This is a genomic window from Streptomyces panacea (assembly GCF_040560175.1).
Taxonomy (GTDB): domain Bacteria; phylum Actinomycetota; class Actinomycetes; order Streptomycetales; family Streptomycetaceae; genus Streptomyces; species Streptomyces panacea.
Genome location: NZ_JARJHW010000002.1, coordinates 32,849 through 53,189 on the forward strand (window position 1 = coordinate 32,849; position 20,341 = coordinate 53,189).

The window sequence follows — 20,341 nt, forward strand, 5'->3', positions numbered from 1 at the left end:
CCGACGGAGCCGACCGGCCGCTCCGCGTATCCCCGGAGCCGTCGGGAGGACGTCGCTGGGGCGGGGTATCACCGCTCCCTCCGGGCTTGCAGGGCGATGACGGCGATGTCGTCCCAGCGGTTCTGGACGGGCGGCAGGAGCCCTCTGATCAGGGCCGGCTGGGACACCCCCTTCCGGACCAGTGCGTCGGTGTGCTCACGCAGGCGCTGGAGACCGTCACCGATGTCCGTGCCCGGCACTTCCACGAGTCCGTCGGTGTAGAGCACCAAGGTGTCGCCTTCCCGGATGACCGCGTGGATGTCGGTACGGGGGAGGGCCTCGCCGACGCACAGCGGTGGATCCGAGGCCGTGAGGTCGTGCAGGTACCGCGACGGCGCGTCGGCCGGGATCAGCAGGGGTGGCGGGTGGCCGGCGTTGGACAGAGCGATGTGCCAGGCATCGTCCGCCTGCCGGTGCAGGACCGCGTGCACCGCCGTGATCATCGACGGGCCGTCGAGCGCCTGCACGATGCGGTCGAGCCGGCTCAAGATGGCCGACGGGCTGGCGGCCGGGCCGCTGTCGTAGGCGAGTCCCCTCAGCATGCTGTTGACACGCCCCATCGCGGTGGCCGCGTCCACGTCGTGACCCGCGATGTCGCCGATGGACAGGGCGAGTGAGTCGGCCGAGAGTCTGACGGCGTCGTACCAGTCCCCGCCGACCTCGGCGGTCGAGTCGGCCGGATGGTAGAGCGCCGTGATGACGAGACCTTCGACGGACGGCGGGACGGCCAGGAAGGACTGCTGCAGTACGAGGGCCGTGTCGCGGATGCTCTGTAGTTCCATGGTCCGGCGCAGGGGCCCGCTCATCTGCTGGAAGACGTCCTGCAGGAGGTACAGGTCGGCCTCGTCCGAGGGCGGGTTCCCCCGGCAGGTCGCTGTGGTCGCCAGCGCGACAGTCCGGCCGTCCACCACGACGGGCAGCAGGGCCACGCTCGTCGCGTCGGCCTCCCGCAGCCACCGGACGGAGAGCTTGGAAAGACTGTCTTCGGGCGGCCCTCCGGGCGGGAAGGTCAGCAGCCCCGCCTCCTGGCTCTCGATGGCCTCTTGTGCGGCCGGCCCCAGCAAGAAGTGCGCGTCCAGCGGGTACATGGGAGGCAGCCCGGGAGCGAGCCCCACCCGCTCCGCCGACGCCCCGGCCGCTACGCCCCCGGAAGTCCGAAAAGCAGCCTCGGCGTCGCCCCGTACGTGGAAGACGGCGACGGCGTCGGCAAGTTCGGGCACGACGGCTGCCGCAGTGGTCAGAAAAGCCTCGGCCAGGTTGTGCGCGGCCGGTACCGGTGCCATACGAGCCAGCAGCTTCTCCCGCATCCGGGTGCGCCAGTGGTCCTCGGCATCGGTGGCGGTACCGACCCACTCCAGTTCCCCGCGACGGTCCAGGACAGGCGCGGCGATGATCTTGATGTGGCGGAAACGGTCGGGGGCGTGCTCAAGCCGTACTCGTACGATCGTGTCGAGGGAGGACCGCTGCTGGTTGGCCTTGCGCCACGCCCGCTGGAACCAGTCCCGGTCCTTCGGATGCACCGCGTCCATCCATGAGCTCTCACCGTCGGGGTGCCACAGCCTCTCCGGCATCCCGCTGCCCATCAGCAGAGTGACGACCCCGTCCGCCGACAACACCCAGACCGACTGCGGTACGGCGCCCAGCAGCGCTTCGTACTGTCTGAGGAGACGTCCCTCATTCACCGCCCCCTCCCCGCTGCCGGGCCGACGAGCGCGCGGAGCCGCCATGAGCGGCGGCTTTCTCGGCCCGGACCCGCCAGACAGGACCCGTCACCGACACGGCTGCCCCTGTCACCGCCTCCTCGAAGCCCTGAAAGCCCGGCTTCGCAGCACCGAACACCAGAGGATCATCGCCTCTCATGCATCGATCATCCCTCGCATGCGGGACAACAGCACGCCCTGGCCCTTCGCCCCTTCGCCCACCTGGCGATGCCTCCGTGGCCAGGCACGGACGGCCGCTGACCGGGTGCCGCGGATATGACCGGGCTGCTCGACCTCGTCACGGCGACTGGCGCCCGCGGTGCCGACTGGGGGTGCACTCGCTGAGCGGCGCCCTGCGTGCGCGCGCCTTCGCCGCTGCCAGGGCGTTGCCACGGGCCGACGATGCCGAAGATCACGCCGTCGACCGGCGCGCGCGACTGCGCGATACGGCGGCCGGGCTCGATCACCAGGTGCCCGCGGTGGTGCTCATCGCACCACTGCGGGTGCCCGCGGTGGTGCTCGCACCCGGCCGTAGCCGTCGCAGTCCCGTGAAGGCCGCGTTGCGGGTCACACCGATCGCCTGGGCGATCTCCTCCCGGCTCAGGCAGTCAGTCGTACGACGTCCGACTCGGCACCGGGCGCGGTGAGTTCGGCCAACCGTAGGAGCGTCCGCGCCGGCCTGACGACCGAGGGCAGGGTCAGCGGTTCGGTTCGGTGCGGTGTGCGTCGGACTCCCGCGGTCGGGAGAGGGCTTGGCGCACCACGTGAAGCGCGCCGCCTGGCATCGCGAGGGGCCGCGCGGCACGGGAGGAACCAAACCCGTGCCGCCGGCCCCCGCGCTCAGAAGGTGATGCGCACCTTCAGCGCCGACCGGTCGTCCCTCGCCCGACAACCGTCCGGAACCGTCCGGAACCGTCCGGAACCGTCCGGCACCTCGGCCAGGGGCAGGGCACGGTCGAAGACGGCCCCCGGATCGAGGGCCCCGGCGCACATCCGGCAGGAGTTCGGGGAGTGTAGGCGCGGGACCGGGGCGATACCCCCGTGCAGCGCTCCCGGACGGGCGCTCAGCGCCTCGTCTCGTACCTGGTCAGGATCACGCCGCCGGGAAGCGTCCGCGTCTCCACCAGGTTCAGGTTCACCCAGTTGTCCAGCGCGGCGAAGAACGGCGTGCCGCCGCCCACCAGGACCGGATGGACGGCGATCACGTACTCGTCGATCAGCCCGGCGCGCATGGCCGCCCCGGCGAGCGTCGCGCCGCCGATGTCCATCGGGCCGCCGTCCTCGGCCTTGAGCCGGGTGATCTCGGCGACCGCGTCGCCGGTGACCAGGCGGGTGTTCCAGTCGTCCTCGGCGACCGTCGAGGAGAACACCACCTTCGACATGTCCCGCCAGCGGCGCGCGAACCCGATCTCCGCCGGGGTGGCATCGGGCTGCTGGTCGCCGGTCGGCCAGTGGGAGCTCATCGTCAGCCACAGCTTGCGCCCGTACAGCGTCACGTCGGTCGCCTGCAACTGGTCGGACCAGAACTGGAACAGCTCGTCGCTCGGCACGCCCCAGCCGATGTCGCCGTCGGGCGCGGCGATGTAGCCGTCCAGGGTGAGGTTCATGCCGTAGATCAGTTTCCGCATGGCGCCAGCCTTCCGTGAGTCGGTCTCACATGTACAGACCGGCGCGGCGCGGGAAACTCATCGGCGCCGATCTGAGCCGATCTGAGCTCGCGTCTGGTCCTCGTGCTCGGCGGCTCAGCCGCGGACTCATCGGCGGACGGCATCGGTGGTGCGGCTGTTGATCCGCGTCATGTCGCCGTCGGACAGCCGCCCTTCGGCATGCCAGTGCTCAACGCAGCTGTTGCGCCACGCCCTTGACAGCGACCGCGGTGTCGATGCGGAGCGAGAGCTCAGCTCCGTCGGCATTTAACGTTTCACTTCTACCTCGGTCGTTACTTTCGTCCAATCCGTTGACCCGCTTTCTGTACAGCGCCTAGCCTCCCGAGCACCCGAATGAAACCTTTCATCCACTGGGGCTGCCCATGTCCGGACACCTGACGCGCAGAACTGCCCTACAGCTGGGGGCCGCCGCGTCCGCCTCTGTCGTGTTCACCGCACCCCGGGCGTCCGCCGCCGCGCAGGGCAAAGGCAAGGGCAAGGGCAAGGGCGCGCCCCCTTCGCCCACCGGTCTGCTGACCGACCTGCTGCCGCAGGCTCTGGGTACCACCGCCGGACAACGGCCCCGGTTCAGCTGGCAGGTCCCCGACCTCGGCCCCGGTACCCGCCAGCGCGCCTACCAGCTGGAGGTCGCCACCACCCCGGCCGGGTTCAAGAACCACCGGCTGGTCTGGAGCAGCGGCAGGGTGGCCGCTGCCGAGTCCACCGCCGTGGCCTACGGCGGTCCGGCGCTGAAACCGCGTACCGCCTACTGGTGGCGGGTCCGCAACTGGGCGGACAAGCGGTCGTCGTGGTCGGAGCCCGTGCTGATGGCGACCGCGGTGGAGGACGAGTGGCAGGCCGAGCCCATCTGGGCCCCGGCCGGACCCACCATGACGGACGGCGCCTTCGCCGCTCGCCTCAAGATCACCGCGGTGGCCGCCGGTCTGTGGTTCCGGGCCACCGACACCGCCAACAACTACATGTGGCAACTGCGCGCCGGCGTTACCGCCGGAGTGCTGCGCAAGCACGTGTGCGTGAACGGTACGTACAGCGTCCTCGGCGAGGTGACTCTGCCCTTCCCGGTCGCGACCGGTGAGTGGGTGGACCTCTCGGTCACCATGACCGGCTCCGCCTTCACCACCAGCGTCAACGGCACCGTCGTCGACACCACCACCCACACCCGCTACCCGGCGGGCAACATCGGCTTGCGCAACGGCCGCACCGAGTCGCAGGTGTACGACAGCGTCCGCTTCACCGCGGCAGACGGCACCGTGCTGCTCCAGGACGACTTCGCCTCCGCCAAGGGCACGTTCTCCGCGGGCACCGTCGCGAACGGCGTCCTCACCTTCCCCACCGACGCCTCCTCGCTCTCCTCCTACGGCGCCGACAACACCTGGGCCCTTCTGCGGCACGAGTACGACCTGGCGGCCGGCAAGAAGGTCGCCGCCGCCGTCCTGCACGTTGCCGCCACCTCAGCCAACCCGGCCAGGCAGTACGTCGCCAAGGTGTGGAGCAACGCCAGTCTGGTCGGCTACGCCTCCGTACGCTCCGGTTCCGGGGTCGCGTACCAGTCCTTCGACATCACCGACACCCTGCGCGCCGGCCGGGCCAACGCTCTGGCCGCGCTGTGTCACACCCGCTCGGAGAAGAAGTTCCTGGCCCAGCTGGAGATCACCTACACCGACGGCAGCCGGGCCACCATCGGCTCGGGCGGCGATTGGAGGGCCCGCGGCCAGGACGGTCTGCTCCCGGCCGGGGGCAGCGCGGGCAGCACGTTCTTCGCCGCGCCCCAGGAGCAGTGGGATCTGCGCAACGAGCCCGTCGGCTGGACCGAGCCCGGCTTCGACGACGCCGACTGGCTCACCCCCGCCTCCCGCCCCGCCATCGACGGCCTGGTCCCGGCGCTCATCGAGCCCGTACGGCTGCACGACGTCACCCCGGCCTCGGTGACCGAGGTGGCTGACGGCCGCTGGCTGGTGGACCTCGGCCGGGAGATCGTCGGCGGGCTGGCCCTGGAGGTCACCGGGAACGCGGGCGACACCGTGGAGGTGCGCCTCGGCGAGGAACTCAACGCCGATGGCACCGTGAAATATCAGTTGCGGGCCACCAACCTCTACCGCGAGGTCTGGACTCTGCGCGACGGTGCCCAGCGCTTCGAGCACTGGGGCTACCGCGGCTTCCGCTGGGCCGAGCTGCGTACCTCCGTCGACCTGTCCCGGGCGACCGTCAGGGGCCGCGCCTGGAAGCTCGACTGGGACGACTCCGGCTCCCGCTTCAGCAGCTCGGACCCCGATCTGGACCAGGTCTGGGAGCTGTGCCGCTACTCCATCGAGGCGACCCGCGGCGACCTCTACCAGGACACCCCGACCCGCGAGCGAGGCCCCTACGAGGGCGACGCGCTGATCAACCAGCTCTCCGAGTACGGCGTGCAGCGCTCGTACGCGCTCGCCCGGTGGTCCAACGACTACCTGGTCCGCCGGGGCACCTGGCCCACCGAGTACCGGCTGATGTGCGCGATCTCCGCCTGGGAGGACTACCTCGCCACCGGCGACGACCGGCAGCTCGCCAAGGACTACGCCCTGCTCGCCGCCAAGAACCTCACTTCCTATCTGGGTTCCGACGGTCTCGTTCACAAGTCGCCCGGCAACTCCAGCCAGGATCTGGGCGACTTGGTCGACTGGCCCGTCACCAGCCGCGACGGCTACGTCTTCACCAGTGTCAACACCGTCGTCAACGCCTTCCAGTACGCGGCCTTCGACGCTCTCGCCAAGTGCGCCGCCGCCCTCGGCAAGAGTGATGAGAGAGCGTTGATGCGGGAGCGGGCCGACACCCTCGCCGCCGCCATGCGCGACACCCTGCTCGACACCTCGGCGGGCCTGTTCCGCGATGGCGCGGGCACCACCCACAGCGCCCAGCACGCCACCGCCTTCCCGGTCGCGCTCGGTGTCGCCGCTGCCCTCGACGGCGAGGTGCTGACCAAGGTGGGCGACACGCTTGCCGCGGGCGGTATGAAGATGAGCGTGTACGGGGCGCAGTTCCTTCTCGACGCGTTGTTCCGACTCGGCCGCGCCGACGCCGCGCTCGCGCTGCTCACCTCCAGGGCCACCAACTCATGGCTGCACATGATCGACGACCTGAAGGCCACCATGGTCACGGAGGCGTGGGACCCGTCGCTGAAGCCGAACATGACCTTCTCCCACGCCTGGGCCTCCGCCCCCGCCAACGCCGTGGCCCGGCACATACTGGGCGTCCAGGTCACGGAAGCGGGCGCGGCCGGGTTCCGCGTCCGGCCGAGGACAGGGAAGCTGACCGAGGTCGCGGGAACGGTCCCGTCCCTGCGCGGCCCGGTCTCGGTCTCCCTGCGCCGTTCCAAGGGCACGCACTCCCTCAAGGTGACCGTGCCGCCCAACAGCCGGGCGGTGGTGGAACTGGAGATCGGCGACGCCGACCCGGCGGCGTACCGGGTGGCCATGTCGTCCGCGGACGCGCACGGAGGCATCAAGATGACGTCGTTCAACGACCTGACCGGCTCTGTCCTGCGGGTGGGCCCGGTCGGCTCCGGCACCACGGTGATCTCGCTGCGTGCGTAGGCGATGCGCTCCGGCGTTCCCCGCGCCGGCACTCCGCCGCTCCGGCGCTCCGGCGCGGGGAGCGGCGGCTGAAGCCGCGATCCGGCGCGTTGTGGAACTACCCGCACCCCGGGTCCAGGGACTCCTGGACCGCAGCGGACTCCCGGTCCTTTGCGCCTGGCTTGGCCGCCTCTGACCTGGGGAAACGCGTCCCTGGGAGTGTGTCGTGGTGGCTTCGACTCGGGACGGCCGGTGCGGGGCCCGCGCTGGTAAGGTTGGGTCGCGCTTGCAGAGAGCCTGGGCCCGTGCCGGACAAGGTACGGGCCCAGCTCCGTTCAGGGCGCCGAAACGAGGAACCCCAATGAAGGCGAAGCAGTCGGCCTCCGGTCGCTCCGGACCCGGCAGGTCCGACCGGGGGAGCGCCCCGCGGGGCGAGCTCTCGGTGCCGGGGACACTGACGCCCGGCCTCCCACCGGCCGGCTCCTTCGCGGAGCTGGAACTGCCGGACGAGCTGATGGGGGTGCTGGCGGGGCTCGGGATACGGGAGCCGTTCCCGATCCAGGCGGCCACCCTGCCGAGCGCGCTGGCCGGCCGGGACGTCCTCGGCCGCGCGCGGACCGGCTCGGGGAAGACCCTCGCCTTCGGGCTTGCGCTCCTCGCGCGTACGGCGGGCCGGCGCGCCGAACCGAAGCGCCCTCTCGCGCTGGTCCTGGTGCCGACGAGGGAACTCGCGCAGCAGGTGAGTGAGGCACTGGCTCCTTACGCGGAGGCGCTCGGGCTGCGCTCGGCGACTGTGGTCGGCGGGCTGGCGATCGCCCGGCAGGTGGCGGCGCTCCGGGCGGGTGCCGAGGTCGTGGTGGCGACGCCGGGACGGCTGGCCGATCTCGTGGCCCGGCGGGACTGTCACCTGGACCGGGTGCGGATCGCGGTGCTGGACGAGGCGGACCAGATGTGCGACATGGGTTTCCTGCCGCAGGTCTCGGAGACCCTGGACCGGACGCCCCCCGGCGGGCAGCGGATGCTGTTCTCCGCGACGCTCGACCGCAACGTCGATCAACTGGTCAGGCAATATCTGAGTGAGCCGGTGTTCGCCGCGGTCGATCGGGCGGAGGGCTCGGTCGCGACGATGGAGCACCACGTACTGAACGTCCACCCCAGCGATAAGTACGCCACAGCCACCGAGATCGCCGCCCGGGACGGGCGGGTGCTGATGTTCCTGGACACCAAGCACGCTGTGGACCAGTTCACCCGCCACTTGCGGAGCAGCGGCATACAGGCGGGTGCTCTGCACAGCGGGAAGCCGCAGCCGCAGCGCACGCACACGCTGGCCCAGTTCAAAAACGGGGAGATCACGGTGCTGGTGGCCACCAACGTCGCTGCCCGTGGCATCGACGTCGAGCACCTGGACCTCGTCGTCAACGTGGATCCGCCCTCCGACCCCAAGGACTACCTCCACCGCGGCGGGCGCACCGCGCGTGCCGGGGAGTCCGGCAGCGTGGTCACGCTGGTCACGCCCGGCCAGCGCCGGGACGTGAACCGGATGATGTCGGATGCCGGGATCCGGCCCACGGTCGCTCAGGTTCGCTCCGGCGAGGAGAGGCTGACCAGCATCACAGGCGCGAAGCGCCCGCCGGTGCAGGACGTGGCGAAGACCGGCAACGCGGCGTTCCGGGGGCTGGGTACCCGCGCGGGCCGCCCGCCGAAGGAATCCCGCAAGGCGGCGGAGGCGCGCACGATGGCGGAGGCCCGCAAGGCCGCCCGAGCGCGCAGGGCCCACTGACGGGCGGTACGGCCGTCGCGGTCGGGAGACACAAGGAGGCACCCACTGCCTCGCATCGAGTGGAGCGTCGAGGAGTGCCGATGGCGAACAGGGTCCAACGCCCCCATGAGGAAGCCGAGTTCGAGTTCATCCTGGCGAGGGCGGATGTGCCGGTGCTCGCGTACTTCCACGGGGTGTGGCCCAAGGCCGCGGCAGCATGCAAGGAAATGGATCCCCTGGTGGGGGAGGTGGCCGACGCCTATCAGGGCCGACTGATCGTCGTGCGGGCCGACATCGCGAGGTGCCCCGGCCCGGTACGGCGGTACGGCGTCACCGGCGCGCCCTCCTTCGTGCTGATCGATCGGGGCGAGGCGATGGCGGCCGGGAGCGGTCCGATGTCCAGGGCAGCGCTCGGGGAGTTCCTGGACGCCCACCTGTGAGCAGGCCGCATATACCGGCCGGCGAGGTTGCGCCGGATCGACCGATCGTTCTGGGGCCGACGTGACAGGGCGTCAACACAACAAACAAGGCCCAAGTCGCTGACTTGGGCCTTCATCGTGGAGCGGGACTGTGGTCTTCCCGCACCCATTGGCGGCATCAGTGGAGCACCTTGGTCTTCGCCCTCTGGAACTCTTCGTCAGAGATCGCACCCTTGTCGTGCATCTCGACCAGCTTCGTGAGTTGTTCTGCCTGGCTGGTGCCCGTTCCGGCGGTTGCGCGGATGTAGGAGTCGAAATCGTGCTGCCGGGCCCGCGCGTGGTGCTGTTCACGTTGTCCCATGCCGCGACCGCGGATGGCGACATAGACGAAGACCCCGATGAAAGGGAGGAGGATCACGAAGATCAACCAACCGGCCTTGGCTCCTCCGGTCATGTCGTCCCTGAATATGTCGGCGATGATTCTGAAAAGCAGAATCAACCACAGTGCGCTCAGGACGAAGAAAAGGACCGTCCAGAACGCGCCCAGGATCGGATAGTCGGTTGCCAGGTTTATTTCTCCGGTCATGGTTTCTACTCCGCTCGTAGGGGCGGTGGAATTCGTCCTTGCCTCCGGTCCCGCGCTACGCGTCTACTGGAGTCAGCGGCTGCACGATCCTACGGATGCGGGAACCCTCACCGTCATGGTGCGGCTTTGAGCAGCAACCTGCCACCCGAACGCGTCGCACCCGGAAAACCTCACGCGCGCCCGCTCAGGGCATGGGCCATGGCGTCCGGGACGAGAGCGGCCCGCGGGCACGTCGTCCGGCTGCGTAGCCTCCGATACCGGCCAGGATAAGCACGGTCCCGAGGCTCCCGAGCGCCACCAGCACCGTCGGCACGGCGGAGTCCTTCAGTATTCGTCCCTGTACTCCGGAAGCCGCGATGCTGCCTGACTTCTCACTGAGGTGAAAACGCGAGTCGTTGGAGTTCACCCGGTAGTCGCCCAGCAGGAACAACCGCCCGTCCGGCACCTTCACGTCATACGGCCTGACCATCAAGGGCTCTTCGCGATGCCTCACATACGGCTCATCGACCGGCTCGCCGTTCACTGTGACTTGGTTCCCGTCACCCGCCACGTGATCGCCACCCGTCCCGATCACCCGCCGCAGCATCGGTTCGCCCTGATAGTGCTCGGGCGCCTCGATGAGCAGGACATCACCCCGGCGTATCTCGCTCGCGCCGATCCGCTCGGTGAACAGCCGGTCGCCCTCGGAGTACGTGGGTCTCATCGAGTCGCCCATGACGGTGACCATCTTGTAGTTCGCGAGGGTGTGCACGACGGTCCCCATCAGGAGCGTCAACCCGAGTGGTGCCAACACCCACACCGCGTCCCTCAACTTGCCGATCACTCTTCGCCTTTGCCACATGAGCATCCATCCCCCTTGAACCGCACGACGGCGTCGCTGACTCGGGCCATCGTCGTGGAGCGGGTGACGAGAGTCGAACTCGCGCTCTGAGCTTGGGAATCAACGACGCGTGGGGCGAGGGACGACGCGGCCGGCGCCGCCCGGCGGCGGCGGTGCGTCAGCTCTGTGCGGGGTCGTCAGGGGGCGGGGAGTCGGGGGAGCCGTGCCAGCGGAGGGTGACGTCGAGGTGGGCGCCGACGTTGGAGCTGGCGATGACACCGCCCAGTTTGCTGTCCAGGACGACGCCGAAGCTGACTTCGACCTCGTCGGGAGGGTGGGCGAGGCTGCGGAAACCGTCGATCGCCTCGGTGGCGGCGGAGGTGATGGGGGCCAGAGCCTCGCGGAGGCTCTGCTGCGCGGCTTCCAGGCGGCGGCCGAGACCGACCGCTCCCGTGCCGGCCCGGGCGGGAACTTCCACAAGGACGATGGTTCCGTCGGCGAGGGGGAATTGGACGGCGTCTGGCATGGGATTCCAATGGTGAGGTGTTGTCGGGGGTCAGGTCGCGGGGGCGCACAGACTGTTCGGCCGGACCGGGGACTTCCCGCTGTCCGACTGGACCTTGTCGAGGCCTTCGAGGAGGGACCTCAGCGGCGACTCGTCGGCCGTGTAGTCGAGGACCGCCCGGTAGAAGGCGGCGGACAGGTCGGGTGTCATCGCGTCGGCGGCACTGAAGCACAGCGTGTAACCGGAGCCGGGCTCGAGCATCTTGGCGATCCGCTGCTGCACGGTGTTCTTGTACTCGGAGTGCTTCACCCGACCGTGGGCGGAGAGGCCGTAGCTTCCGGGCTGGTTGACCCAGGCCTGCTGGGCTTTGGCGCCGGAGAGATAGGTGATGAGTGCGGTGCCGCTCGGGTTCTCGGTGAACCTTCCGACAAAGTCCGCCGAGACCTCCAGCCGGCGCGTCGGCTCCGGGGCCGATGTCACGTAGTCGTAGGCCGCACCCGCGACGGCGGAGGACGGGAAGCCCATGGCGGACAGGGTGCCGTGGGCGAGAGCGCAGGTGGGGGACTTGGCGGTCATGCCCCCCGCCGCGTCGCCGAACTTCCTCTCGGGTGCCTTCTCGGCGCTCTCGGCGACGATGCTCCGCCACGCCGTCCAGGCCGCTGCGACTTCTGGCGAATCCCAATCCGGGTCGCCCGACAGCCAACCCTTGTATGTGTCCGTGCCGCTTTGGGAGAGCAGGATGTCGGCGATCCAGTCGGCGCCGGGCCAGCCGGAGGTCGGACCGGACGCCAGGCCCAGGCACCAGGTCTCCGGTCGCTCACGGGACAGGGCCTGGAGGGCGGGCAACGTGTTGGGCGGCGGCTTGGGGGTGACCTCGGGGTTGTACCAGATGAGGCTCTTGACATCAGCCTTGACGGGTACCGCGTACACCTTGTTCCGGACGATGCCGAGTCCGCGGAACGGCTGCGCGTAGTCCGCCGTGATGGCGGCGTCGAGCCGCCGCAGACTGCGGTCCCGCACGAACCGGTTCAGCGCTCCCACACTGGGGAGCACGGCCAGGTCGGGCGGCGCGCCCGCGGCAACCGCGGCGTCGAGCTGCTGTGTCTGGGCTCGGGTGACCAGCACGTCGACCTTGATACCGGAGTCCTTCTCGAAGGATCTGATCACCGAGTAGAACGCCCGGAACTCGGACCCCGACCAGGGAACCATCACGGTCAGCCGGTCGCTCGGCGGCCCGCTGCCGCAGGCGACCGCGGTCAGGAGCAGGCCGAGCGCCACGGCGCAGCGCGTCAGGCGCGCCGTCAGGGTGGCCATCAGGGTCTTCCCGACCGTGGGAACCGGTACTCGGCGAGGCGGGGACTGTAGGCGAGGTAGGCGAGCACGGCCGCCGTGGCGAGTGAGGCAAGCGCGAGTGTCAGCGTCAGCGGGTGCCTGGCCAACGGGTGTGCGGCCAGGTGGTGTGCGTCGACGGAGCTGAGGACGGCGGTGGTGACCCCGGCCGACGCGGTGGCCAGTAGCGCGACAAGAAGCAGCGGGCTGACGTGCCGACGGAAGTGCCGGGCCACGATGTAGCCGGTGGCCAGGACGAGCAGCAGCATCACGGCCGCCGGTCCGACGAGCAGCGGGTATACGTAGGCGGGGTCCAGCCAGAGCGAGTCGCGCTGCTGGGCCTTCGCCTTCTCCTCGGTGGTCCGGAGGTCGTTGAGTGAGGCCACGAGACCGCCGGTGCCCGCGATGGGCAGATGGGTGACGGGGTCCAGCTCCCGCGGGGCGGTCAGCGCTGTCTGGGCGGCGTCCATGCCCGTCACGCCGGTGCGGGCGTAGTCGCGCACCGCGGTGTTGGCCAGTTGCAGACAGGTGGTCAACTGGCCCTGAATGAACTGGATCTGAGTCCGTCCCCGCGCTCCGGCCGCGTTGCCCGCCGCCGCCGACGTGACGTGGGTGTAGACGCTGGCGGTGTGGTTGGCGAAATCGGTACCCGTGCCGATCAGGGAGACCTGTCCGTTGCCGAAGGCCACCTCAAGCGCTGAGTCCGCTTCCATGGCCCTGGTACGTGCGGTGTCGATGTTGTCGATGGCGACGTCGGTGCGAAGGGCGGCGGCCAATTGCTGTTCGGCCTCGGTCGACACCACCAGGTACAGAAGCGCGGTGGCCGCCACCGTGGCGACGACGCCGGTTCGGAGCCAGCGCAGCACCGTGGTCGGGTGGGTCGTCCGGAGCCGGGTCCGCCATCCGATCAGCGTGTCCCGAAGGAACCTCCGACGTGGGGCCGAACCGGTCATGAGGCGTCCACCGGAGTGCCGCCGTCAGGACCGTCGCCCTGTTCGTCCGTCCTGTCGCCGAACTCGTGGCCGCATTCCTCGCAGTGCCGCGGCAGTCGCGCCGTTGTCGTCGTGCCGCATCGCCGACAACGGCGCCGTAGCGGGCGACCGTGCGGCGGGGGGTGCGTCGGGTCGGCGTCCGGAGCTACGGTCCTGGTCGAGCTCAGGCCGAGCTGCTGCATGATGCCGCGCGGCGCTGTGCGGCTCAGCTGCGGCCTGCCGTCGGGGCCGGTGACGGTGACGGTACGCAGCAGCCTCAGCCGGGCGGTCTCCCCGAGGGATTCAGCCAGTTCGAGTGCGATCCGCAGCTCCTGGTCGGCCTTCTCGAATCGTCCGTTCCGCTGGGCGTCGGCGCAGGCCCGCATCGCCATGCCCAGCTCGTGGACGTTCTCGACCCGGGTGTGACTCGCGGGCGTCCTGATCGGGAAGTCCGATGTGGCCCGGCGCGTTACGACGAGCGCCTCGGGGGCGGCGCACGGTTCGCGGCTGCCGTCGTTCCGTTCGGCGCGCAGCGTGATTCGGGCGGCGCGCAGTTCCTCGCCGACCCGCAGCGTCGCGGGGTCGAGACGCAGCGACATGAGGTATTGGCGGTCCTCCGGCGGCCAGGAACCGAGCGGTATGTGGATCTCGTCGTCGTGGCGTTGCTGCTGGGCGGTCAGGTGGGCTTCGACGGGCAGGGTCTGACGGACGAAGTCCAGCCGGAAACGTTCGTTGAGGTGCAGGCCCAGGTAGACGCGGGGCACCACGATGCGGCGGGCCTGCTCCATGAGCAGCGTGAAGTCCCGGGTGAGGTCGGAGATGGTGACGACCGCGTTCGCGGTGCCGTGCAACGCCTCCGTGATGCGCAGCAGTTCGGCGTAGTGCCAGTCGTCGCCGAGTCCGCGGGCGTCGCACACGAACCGGTCGGTGCACGCTTCGAGCGCGCTGCCGAGTTCCTCGGGTGTTTCGTGCTCGTCCTTGCCGTCCGTGTAGAGCACGGCGTGACGTACGGTGCTGCGCGCGGTTACGGTGGCGAAGAGACGATCGGCGCAGGTCAGCCACTTGCCGATGGCGGTGCCGCCTTCGGGGAACTGGTCCAGGATCCGGTTCTTCGCCGCCGTCCTGGCCGCGGCGTCGATGCGGGCGAGGCCACCGGTGACCGGGTAGATGACCTCGGCGTCGTGGTGTCCGGCGACGATCCCCAGGTACGTGCCGTCCGGCAGGGTGTCGACGGCCGCGCACATCGCGCGTTTCGCCTCGTTCAGCTTGCCGTGGCCGGCCATGGACAGCGACTTGTCCATGATGAGGATCTCGGCGATCGAGGTTCCGGACGGCGCTTCCGCGGTGGAGCGGGCCCTGATCGTGAGGAGGGCGTCCACCCGCTGATCGTCGAACGCGAGGTCCGAGGACGCGTCCACCTCGACGGAGAAGCGCAGCCCCAGTGGCGACTTGCCCTCCGCAGACGTCACATGCTCGGCTTCTAACATGTCATGTCCACCCCCGGGTTAAGAGCCTAGCGGGCCGGTTGTCTCTCCGAAACGTGGTGACCGCTTCGGCTACGGCGCCTGCGCCACGGCCACTCCAGCGCCGGACGCAGTCGGTTCGCCAGGTCGACCAGGGCGGTGTAGTCGCGCTCGGTGGCGGCATGCGGGCCGAGTCGGCGGATCGTCTCCGACAGCGTCAGCCGGTCGTGGGTGCGCAGATACTCCGCGTACTGGAGTTCGGCGCCCAGCCCGGCGGCCGCGGCGGTGCCCACGTCGAGCCTGGCCAGCGCCTCGCGGGCGCGCGCCAGGTCGGCCTCCGTCGGACCGGCGGGACGGGCCGGGCCTCCCGGGGAGTCGACCGCCGCGCTGTCCGAAGTGCCGTTGCCCTCGGGCTCCGGCGCGGCGGCGGACACCAGCAGCCGCACCGCCGCCACGCGCGCCTCCCGCTCGTAGCGGAACTCCTGCGCCAGCCGTTCCGCGGTGGCCACCGCGTCCGCCCGCCGACCGGACAGCAGGTGTACGCGGGCCAGGCCGAAGCCCGCCGCGCCGAGTGCCGGGGTGGTGTCGAAGACCGTGCCGTAGTGCGACCGGGCGACGGTGAGGTCACCGCGCAGTTCCGCGCACAGGCCGAGCGCGAGTTGGGGGATGAGTTCGCCCGGGAGTGCGCCGCGTACCTCGGTGAAGTGCGCGGTCGCCCCGCCCGCGTCCGCGCGGGTCAGGGCGATCAGACCGGAGTACCAGGAGTGCAGCCAGTGCCACGCGGGCAGCCCCGCGCGGGCGAGGGTGCGTTCGGCCAGGTCCGCGTCGTCCCTGCGCAGGGCGAGCCGGCTCTCGGCCAGTGAGCTTTCGGCGAAATCGGCCAGGTCCGGCTCGTCGGGGTCGCCCAGCGGCGTGGGGAGCGCTATCGCTATGGTCCCGGGCGTCGGTGAGGAGAAGGCCGGCGGCAGGATCAGTGCCCCGTCCTCGGTCAGGGCCGCCGTGAACCAGTGGTCGAGCGGTCGTGCCGCCCCCAGACCACCGTGCAGTGGTTCCGGCATCGAGCCGAAGAGCGCCGACGGCCGGCTCACCTGCCGCAGGGTCGGCGGCGCCGCCACCACCTGCCGGATCACCCCGCTGAGCTGTTCACCGAACTGGCGGGCCGAGACGAACCGGCGCCTGGGCACCGCGGTGTCGGTGGCGCGCGCCAGCAGCAGGCCCAGTGAGTCGATGCCGGGCGCGGTGCGCTCGCGCAGATGGGAACGGGACACCTCCCTCAGCGTCATGCCGAGGCTGTACAGGTCGAAGCCGGGTGTGGGACGCACATGCTCCGGATCGTCCTCCGGAGGCGCGTAGTCACTGGTGTACGCCGTGACGGGCCCGGTGTCCTTCCGGGTCCGCACCGAACCGAAGTCGATGAGCCGCACCCGGTCGCGCGGCCCGGCGGAACTCTCCTCCTTGAACCGGATGATGTTCAGCGGCTTGACGTCGCAGTGCAACAGCCCTCTGGCGTGCAGGTAGTCCAGCGCCTGGAGGATGCGGACGCCGTGCGCGAGAAGGAATTCGAGCCGGTCGCTGGGCCGCGCCGTCAGCGGCGCGCCGGGTAAGTACTCCAGCACCAGGTGCGGGCCCTCGGTCTCGTAGCCGAGGATGCGGACTATGCTGTCGTGACGCAGCCCGACCAATACCCTTCGCTCGTGGTGCACCGTCGTGGCCACCGAGGTGTTCTTGAGCTTCTTCACGACGACGTCGGTGGCGAGGTTGCGGTCGTGGGCGAGGTACGCGGCGCCGTACGCGCCGGCGCCGAGGTAGCGCCGGACGTCATAACGGCCGCCGATGGTCAGGCCGCGGGGCTGGCCGAAGTCGAACGCGACACCGCAGTTGGGGCAGTAGCCCGCGGTGCGGCCCGGTAGGCCGCCGTGACCGCGGCCGACCGGTTCTCCGCAGGCGGGGTCGTCACAGAAGCGGTACTCCTCGGCGATCGCCGTGGGCTCGGGGGCCGACGTTTCGACGGCGTCGGGCAGCCGTCCGGCCTCGGCGAGGTCGAGGCCGTACCAGGGGTCGGGGCGTACGCTCGCCACGCCGATGCTCAGGCCCTGTGTCTCGGCCTCCCGGTCCGGGGGCGGGAGCGGGGTCCGCTCCAGCGGGCGCCGGTCGCACTCGGCGCAGAAGCCCTGTTCGTCGATCGGGCCGCGACCGCAGTCGGGGCGGTTGCACCTGCCCGCCGCGTCACTGTTCCCCGAGGCGTCACCCTTTTTCGCGCTGTGACCCTTCTCCGCTGCCTCACCCTTCCGCACCTCATGCCCCCTGTTCGGTCTGTTCGATCCGGCGGTTGACCTCGTCGATGTAGCGCCTGACTCGTTTCCGTGCCGCCGTCAGATCGATCGGCGGGGTCCGCAGCTCGCGGGCCGCAGGCGCGTAGAGGTCGCCGAGCGCCAGGTCCTCGTCGCCGAAGTACCGCGCGGCCCGCACACGGTGCACATCCAGGGTCCTGCGCAGATCCTCGACGGTGGTGATCATCTGCCCCAGCTCCCGCTCGAAGCGGGCGACCTCGGCGCGGGCCGCCGAGGCGTGGAGATGGATCGCGGCGAGTTCGTGATCGGGCTCGGCGCCCCGAGCTACGGCTGTACGCACCCGCAGGCGCGGCGCGGCGGCGATCGGCAACCGTGGCGCGGCGAAGAACGTCAGCCCCGATTCGGCCTGTAGCAGGGCCGCCGCGTCCTCCTCGGCCGTCAGTTGTCGGACGGCCGCCTCGACCGCCTCGGCGGTCACGCTGCCGGGCACGGTCGCGGTGAGCTGTTCGGCGTCGAGGGACACCTCGTACGACATGCCGGACGGCGGCTGGTTCTCGAAGCCCAGGGCGAGACGGAGGCCGCGAGTTCTGGCATGGGCCGCCAGCGGCCCCAGCAGCCGCCGCACCAGTTCGTCGGGGTCCTCGGCCCGGTCGATGCTGCCCACCACCAGGCAGGCGGGCGGGCGGCGGCGCAGCAGTTGGTGGACGATCTCTCTGTCGCCGCCGCCCGGAAGCCCGAACCGCCTTACGAGATAGCCCTGTACGTCCTCGACGCTCTTGTCCCGGGCGTTGTAAGCCGCGTCAATCGCGCCCAGCCCGAGCACGGTGTCCCCGGGCGCCCCGGTGAGTTCGGCGTCCGACAGGCTGGGCCTGGCCGCGGGATCGGCGGTATCCACCAGGCGCATCAGCCATGAGGAGCCCGCCCCGGTCGCGGCGCCGGTACCGACGACCACCGCGCCCGCCCACTCCCCGTCGAGCAACCGGGTGAGTTCCTGGGTGAGGGCCAGCCGCAGCGAGTCGTCCAGCACATCGTCAGGCCACGGCGTGTCGGGGGGACGGAGATCGTTGGTGGGGACGCCATCGGTGAACGGCTCGATCTGCGGCAGGTACGCCTGGATGGTCTCGGTCGGCAGCATCCAGGCGGCGTGGGCGTCGCCGTCGACGTAGTCGGCCACCACGATCCCGATGACGCGGCCCTTGAACTCGCCCTCACCGGTGACAGCCACTCCGGCACCCGAGTAGCCCGGCTCGATCCAGGGACCGCCGGGGCGCACCTGGTTGAGCAGGCCCCACTCGCCCTCCCGGCCGCCGGAGCCGGCCAGTTCGGCCTCCGCCCCCATGCCCAACGTCCCGGACGCGTCCGGGAAGCCGTACACGCTCACGGTGCCACCGGAGAGGGGCACCCGCCACAGGGTGGTACGTGTGCCGCAGTCGGCCGGCTCGTCCAGCCGGAGCAGCGCCACGTCGCCTCGGTGGGTCCCGTCCCTGTGCACCCAGGACCCCGGGGCCACCCGTGCGGTGCGGGTCCATTCCTGGCGGCAGGCCACACTGGTGATCTGAAGATCGGCGGCGCTTCCGCCAGGCGCGGCCCCCACCTTCCTCACGACGTGCGCGCAGGTGAGGACATGCCATTCGTCGAGCAACACCCCGGCACCACAGGGAGTCCCGTCCGCGTCGTCCACCCTGACCCGCCAGGGTTTGTCGCTGTGGTGATGCCCCATGCTCCCCACCGTAGTACGACATCGGGTATGAAGTGCCCTTCATGTGCGCTCTGTTGGGTCGAACCGCGCAGGACGGAAGCGATTTCCGGCCGGAGTTGAACGAGCGCCGTTTCACCTGCCCGGTGACGGCCCGCCGCTCGGCGGCCTCCCGGCGTGCTGGTCACCCTCGTGGTCTTCGCCATAGGGCGGGTGACGAGAATCAGGGGCGCGGCAGATATGAAAGCCGCTTTGAAAGCCGCTATACGACGCCCGTCGTTCATCAAGCCGACGTACGGTATTCCGTAACCCGTAATCTGCAATTCTTGATTCGTTACCCGCGGTCGATCAATGGCTACAGGTGACGGACTCCGTAATGGCCCGCATAAAACGGGTACTGGAAGAAACTTCACGGGGTCGTGCAACTATTCACTGGTTCTCCATGTCTGATCAGTGGAGTCAGCGGACTCCGGAGACCGACTGGATTGGGCGTCCCGTGCGCCCCTTTTTGCAGACGTGGGGAAACACATGCGCATTCGTGCCTCTGTCGCCGTAGTGACAGGCGCCCTGGCCCTCTCCGCTCTCGCCGTCCCGGCGGCGCAGGCGGATGACAGCAAGACCGTCTCCTCGTTCACGCGGGGCATCAAGGCCGACGCGGCGGTCGTTCCGGCCGACGATGTCAGCGGAGACACCACCATCTCGAACGCGGTCGTGAACGGCGGCAAGCCCGTCGTCATGGGTGCGACCACGAAGAAGACCTTCACGGTCAGCTTCACCGCCACGGACGACTCGGGCATCGAGTGGGCAGCCGCGATGGTCTGGCGCGGTTCGACCATCGACGACCTTGACGGCGGCGTGGTGCCCAACGAGGACGAGGCCGTCTGCACCAAGGTCAACGTCACGACCTCCACCTGCAAGCAGACCTTCACGATCGACGCCAACTACGACCTGGTGAACAGTCTGGCCGGCGGCTGGAAAGTCTGGGCGCTCGCTCAGGCCACGGACTTCGACTACGTCCAGAAGGACAACGCCAAGGGCTTCAGCCTGCAGCGCATGTCGAAGCTGACGGTCAACGCGTCCCCCGAGCCGGTGGTGAAGGGCAAGACCATCACCGTCACCGGCGCGCTGACCCGTGCCGACTGGGAGACGAAGAAGTACGCGGGACTCAGCGGCCAGTCGGTCGTGCTCCAGTTCCGCAAGGCGGGCACCACCAACTACACCAACGTCAAGGGAATCAAGTCGGCCACGGGCGGCGCGCTGAAGACCACGGTCACGGCGTCCACCGACGGCTACTACCGCTTCACCTACGCGGGTATCGCGTCCACCGCGGCGGTCAGCGCCGTGGGTGACTACGTCGACGTGAAGTAGCCCGTAGCCCTGTAGGCCAGGGAATGGGCACGAGACGCCTGGCGAGGTCTGGAAACAAACAACCCCCGGGCCGTTGGCCCGGGGGTTCGTCGTGGAGCGGTGCCCCAGGGACGTCCACGCCGACCGAGGCTCCGGGGCGGTGGCATGCGCGTCTGTGACGGAGCACGGGCAAGTCGGCCG

At 70.1% G+C, this 20,341-nt stretch carries 14 protein-coding genes; 4 read left to right on the forward strand and 10 right to left on the reverse strand.

Annotated elements, in window-relative coordinates:
* Window positions 1–68 precede the first annotated feature (68 nt).
* Both P3L51_RS00880 and P3L51_RS00885 read right to left on the reverse strand, forming a co-directional pair.
* Complete coding sequence (locus tag P3L51_RS00880) at window positions 69–1,721, reverse strand: PP2C family protein-serine/threonine phosphatase (RefSeq protein WP_354603033.1); 1,653 nt, start codon at window positions 1,719–1,721, stop codon at window positions 69–71.
* A gap of 1,082 nt (window positions 1,722–2,803) precedes the next feature.
* Window positions 2,804–3,367, reverse strand: a complete 564-nt coding sequence (locus P3L51_RS00885) for a dihydrofolate reductase family protein (protein ID WP_354603034.1) — start codon at window positions 3,365–3,367, stop codon at window positions 2,804–2,806.
* Between the two features lie 464 nt (window positions 3,368–3,831).
* On the opposite strand from P3L51_RS00885, the gene P3L51_RS00890 reads away from it, so the two are divergent.
* The 3 genes from P3L51_RS00890 (at window position 3,832) to P3L51_RS00900 (ending at window position 9,153) form a co-directional block, all read left to right on the forward strand.
* Window positions 3,832–6,975, forward strand: coding sequence for a family 78 glycoside hydrolase catalytic domain (locus P3L51_RS00890; protein WP_354603035.1), 3,144 nt, complete (start codon window positions 3,832–3,834; stop codon window positions 6,973–6,975).
* 340 nt (window positions 6,976–7,315) lie between these two features.
* Entirely contained in the window at window positions 7,316–8,734 is a 1,419-nt protein-coding gene (locus tag P3L51_RS00895) for a DEAD/DEAH box helicase (protein WP_354603036.1), read from the forward strand.
* A gap of 80 nt (window positions 8,735–8,814) precedes the next feature.
* A complete protein-coding gene (locus P3L51_RS00900; protein WP_354603037.1) occupies window positions 8,815–9,153 on the forward strand; it encodes a thioredoxin family protein in 339 nt (112 codons plus the stop codon).
* Window positions 9,154–9,310: 157 nt separating this feature from the next.
* On the opposite strand, the gene P3L51_RS00905 is transcribed toward P3L51_RS00900, so the two are convergent.
* From P3L51_RS00905 to P3L51_RS00940, 8 genes are all read right to left on the reverse strand, one after another.
* Window positions 9,311–9,718, reverse strand: coding sequence for an SHOCT domain-containing protein (locus P3L51_RS00905; protein ID WP_354603038.1), 408 nt, complete (start codon window positions 9,716–9,718; stop codon window positions 9,311–9,313).
* A gap of 184 nt (window positions 9,719–9,902) precedes the next feature.
* The gene (gene lepB, locus P3L51_RS00910; protein ID WP_354603039.1) at window positions 9,903–10,565 is read right to left on the reverse strand and encodes a signal peptidase I; all 663 of its coding nucleotides are present in this window, start codon (window positions 10,563–10,565) and stop codon (window positions 9,903–9,905) included.
* Window positions 10,566–10,716: 151 nt separating this feature from the next.
* Window positions 10,717–11,064, reverse strand: coding sequence for a CU044_2847 family protein (locus P3L51_RS00915; protein ID WP_354603040.1), 348 nt, complete (start codon window positions 11,062–11,064; stop codon window positions 10,717–10,719).
* A 30-nt stretch (window positions 11,065–11,094) separates the two neighbouring features.
* Window positions 11,095–12,357: an ABC transporter substrate-binding protein gene (locus P3L51_RS00920; protein WP_354603041.1), complete on the reverse strand. Its 1,263-nt coding sequence runs from the start codon at window positions 12,355–12,357 to the stop codon at window positions 11,095–11,097.
* Window positions 12,357–13,238 carry a hypothetical protein gene (locus P3L51_RS00925; protein ID WP_354603042.1) on the reverse strand — a complete coding sequence of 294 codons (882 nt, stop codon included), beginning with the start codon at window positions 13,236–13,238 and terminating at the stop codon, window positions 12,357–12,359. Before P3L51_RS00925 ends, P3L51_RS00920 begins: the two co-directional genes overlap by 1 nt.
* 83 nt (window positions 13,239–13,321) lie before the next feature.
* A complete protein-coding gene (locus tag P3L51_RS00930) occupies window positions 13,322–14,812 on the reverse strand; it encodes a VWA domain-containing protein (protein WP_354603043.1) in 1,491 nt (496 codons plus the stop codon).
* Window positions 14,813–14,856: 44 nt separating this feature from the next.
* Window positions 14,857–17,100, reverse strand: coding sequence for a tetratricopeptide repeat protein (locus P3L51_RS00935; RefSeq protein WP_354603044.1), 2,244 nt, complete (start codon window positions 17,098–17,100; stop codon window positions 14,857–14,859).
* Window position 17,101: 1 nt separating this feature from the next.
* Window positions 17,102–18,817: a S1 family peptidase gene (locus P3L51_RS00940; protein ID WP_354603045.1), complete on the reverse strand. Its 1,716-nt coding sequence runs from the start codon at window positions 18,815–18,817 to the stop codon at window positions 17,102–17,104.
* Window positions 18,818–19,321: 504 nt separating this feature from the next.
* Between P3L51_RS00940 and P3L51_RS00945 the strand changes: the two genes are divergently transcribed.
* Window positions 19,322–20,161 (forward strand): DUF5707 domain-containing protein, encoded by an 840-nt coding sequence (locus tag P3L51_RS00945; protein WP_354603046.1) that lies wholly within the window; start codon window positions 19,322–19,324, stop codon window positions 20,159–20,161.
* The last annotated feature ends 180 nt before the right edge of the window (window positions 20,162–20,341 follow it).

What these genes read in the sequence shown, in the direction of transcription:
- P3L51_RS00900 (WP_354603037.1), top strand. Translation starts at nt 8,815, where the DNA reads ATGGCGAACAGGGTCCAACGCCCCCATGAGGAAGCCGAGTTCGAGTTC.
- P3L51_RS00885 (WP_354603034.1), bottom strand. Translation starts at nt 3,367, where the DNA reads ATGCGGAAACTGATCTACGGCATGAACCTCACCCTGGACGGCTACATC.
- P3L51_RS00920 (WP_354603041.1), bottom strand. Translation starts at nt 12,357, where the DNA reads ATGGCCACCCTGACGGCGCGCCTGACGCGCTGCGCCGTGGCGCTCGGC.
- P3L51_RS00915 (WP_354603040.1), bottom strand. Translation starts at nt 11,064, where the DNA reads ATGCCAGACGCCGTCCAATTCCCCCTCGCCGACGGAACCATCGTCCTT.
- P3L51_RS00905 (WP_354603038.1), bottom strand. Translation starts at nt 9,718, where the DNA reads ATGACCGGAGAAATAAACCTGGCAACCGACTATCCGATCCTGGGCGCG.
- P3L51_RS00895 (WP_354603036.1), top strand. Translation starts at nt 7,316, where the DNA reads ATGAAGGCGAAGCAGTCGGCCTCCGGTCGCTCCGGACCCGGCAGGTCC.
- lepB (WP_354603039.1), bottom strand. Translation starts at nt 10,565, where the DNA reads ATGCTCATGTGGCAAAGGCGAAGAGTGATCGGCAAGTTGAGGGACGCG.
- P3L51_RS00945 (WP_354603046.1), top strand. Translation starts at nt 19,322, where the DNA reads ATGCGCATTCGTGCCTCTGTCGCCGTAGTGACAGGCGCCCTGGCCCTC.
- P3L51_RS00940 (WP_354603045.1), bottom strand. Translation starts at nt 18,817, where the DNA reads ATGGGGCATCACCACAGCGACAAACCCTGGCGGGTCAGGGTGGACGAC.